The organism is Winogradskyella sp., assembly GCF_025210595.1.
Taxonomy (GTDB): Bacteria; Bacteroidota; Bacteroidia; order Flavobacteriales; family Flavobacteriaceae; genus Winogradskyella.
Genome location: NZ_JAOARH010000052.1, coordinates 1 through 2571, shown reverse-complemented (window position 1 = coordinate 2571; position 2571 = coordinate 1). Strand labels below are relative to the sequence as shown.

The 2571-nt window shown below is 29.6% G+C and carries 2 protein-coding genes and 1 pseudogene; all 3 read right to left on the bottom strand.

All coding sequences use genetic code 11. From position 1 onward, the window contains the following. Positions 1-273 (bottom strand): annotated as a pseudogene (locus tag N4A42_RS06080) (hypothetical protein); the annotation flags it as partial. Between the two features lie 187 nt (positions 274-460). Beyond that, complete coding sequence (locus N4A42_RS06075) at positions 461-2164, bottom strand: FG-GAP-like repeat-containing protein (RefSeq protein ID WP_294071392.1); 1704 nt, start codon at positions 2162-2164, stop codon at positions 461-463. Between the two features lie 137 nt (positions 2165-2301). Beyond that, positions 2302-2571, bottom strand: a 270-nt coding sequence (locus tag N4A42_RS06070) for an SDR family oxidoreductase (RefSeq protein ID WP_294071390.1), incomplete at its 5' end; no start/stop codon positions are given.

Genomic DNA, 2571 nt, shown 5'->3' with positions numbered 1-2571 from the left:
TTCACCAGCTGTATGAGCTGCTGTTAAATCTATAATAGGAGATTCTGCCGCAATAGAATCATCACTTCCGCTTCCAGCATCATCATCATCAAAAGCGAAATTTGAAGTTGCAGTTGGGTCTGCCTCAAATGCTGTGGGATCCGTATCATAAGTTCCAGTAACAGACCAAGCTGCATTAGGCCAACCAGCATTTTGATTTAATGTCTGTGCAAAACTCATTAGTGAACTTAGCAAGAACATTACTACAAAAAAATTAATTGTATTTTTTTTCATTTAAACATATATTTTATTATTACCTACCAAAAATATGGTAATCATTTTTAATGCTATTATCGATTGAGCATAAACCGATTAAAAGCAAAAAACATCGTCAAAAAGATAGCGATGTTTTATTTCCCCATATAAGAAATTAACAAAAAAAAACAATACAAAACCCTAACAATCAGTCTTTTAGATAATTTTATTTTTTTACTAATTTAATTACTGTAGTTAAATCATTCTCTAATTTTAAATTACAAAAATATACGCCTGTTTCAAAACTATCGATATTAATATTAGCGTTTTCATTATTTACATGATTAGTAAGCATTATCTTACCTAAGACATCAAAAATCTTGTAACTCAGAATTTTAACTGATGATTTAATATTTACAACTTCATTTATTGGATTATTAAAAAACACTTTAGGCAAATTTTTATATTCTAAAACTGATAAAGTTGAACTTTCTACAATACTAATGGTTTGATTGACCGGTACATTAAATAAAACATCTTCAATTCCACTTAACCACTTTACTTTTACATAATCTATTACTGTATTTTGTCCTACACCAAAAAATTCTGTTCCTGAATTTTGAGACAAATAGCCTTCTCCTAAGTGTGTGTAGCGGTATTGTTTCTCACCATCAATTGATATTTCAATAAACGAGCCAATGCCTTGCCTATTGCTTTCAGTTCCTTCAAGCTCAACCTTTAGCCAATTATTAATATCAGAAGTATTATTTTTCCATAAAAAAATGTTGCTATGGTTAATATTATTTACAGCTATTTCGGGATAACCATCATTATTTAAGTCGCCTATTGCGTTACCATAACTATTAGCAAAGTCATTTGGTACAGCTGCATTATTTAAACTAAAAGTACCATCATTATTATTTTCGTAAAATGCTGATGACAACAGATTTGAACCACTTCCATTACTTCCACTACTAACATATAAATCTAGATTTGCATCATTATCTGCATCTAGAAAAACAGCTCCCCAACCAACACTATTAAATGTTACATCATAAGATTGTGCCATATCTGAAAAAGTTCCATCTTCATTATTAATAAAAAGCACACTATTTTCTAGATCATTAGTAACATAAATATCTAACCATCCGTCTTGATTAACATCAGCTACAGTAACTGTCATTGCATCTATGCTAATTGCTGTATTTGCTTCTATTGCAACTTCACTAAAAGTACCATCTCCATTGTTTTTATACATTAAATTACGATAAGCATATTTATCATTAGACACATAAATGTCTTGATCTCCATCATTATCATAATCTAAAAAAGCAGAGCAAAATGACATAAAACCAGTACTTAATAAGCCTGCTTCTGAATTGACTAAAGTAAATGTTTTATCACCATTGTTTTTATATAAAATATTGGGAATAAAACTATCTCTAACACTTATAAACACATCTAAATACCCATCATTATTATAATCTCCCCAAGAAGCACCATAATAAGGAAACTGATCCAATAACATCCCTGAGGTATTAGTAATATCATTCATAATCATATTGCCTAAATTTTCATAGAGTTTATTCCCTGAATTATCGCTTGTTATAAACAAATCATTATCACCATCATTATCGATGTCTACCCAATTAATTTGCTTTGCATTAAGGTTATCTGTTACAACGTTTATGTTATGAAGCACAAAATTGCCATTAATATTTTTGAAGAAGTATATTGGATCTCCATTAGCTGAAGCTATAGAAATATCATCCCAACCATCATTATCGTAATCATAAAAACTAATGCCATTTCCTAAATAAGTAAAGTTACAACTAGCTGACACACCTAATTGTTGTGAGCTTTCTGTAAAAGTGATTTGAGCTGAAGAAAAATTAAATGTAACTAAAACTAAAAACCATATATTTTTCATAACTAGAATAACTCTTGTATAATTCTAAAAAAGGAACTTCACAACAAAATAAGATATTCTCATTAATTTAACAAAAAAGCGCAACTTTATTCAAAGTTACGCTTCAAGTATCAAGTTATTTATTATTTAAAGAAATACTATTCTTTAGTAAAAGCTTCCATTACGGCATCACTCACTCCCATATTACTAAATCCGCCATCATTATATAAATTTTGTAAAGTAACTCGTTTGGTTAAATCACTAAACAATGTTACTGTATAGTTAGCACAATCCATAGCTGTTGCATTACCTAGAGGAGACATCTTATCTGCATAAGCAATAAAGCCATCAAAACCTTTTACTCCACTTCCTGCTGTTGTTGGTGTAGGAGATTGAGAAATCGTATTAACACGTACATTTTTATCTTT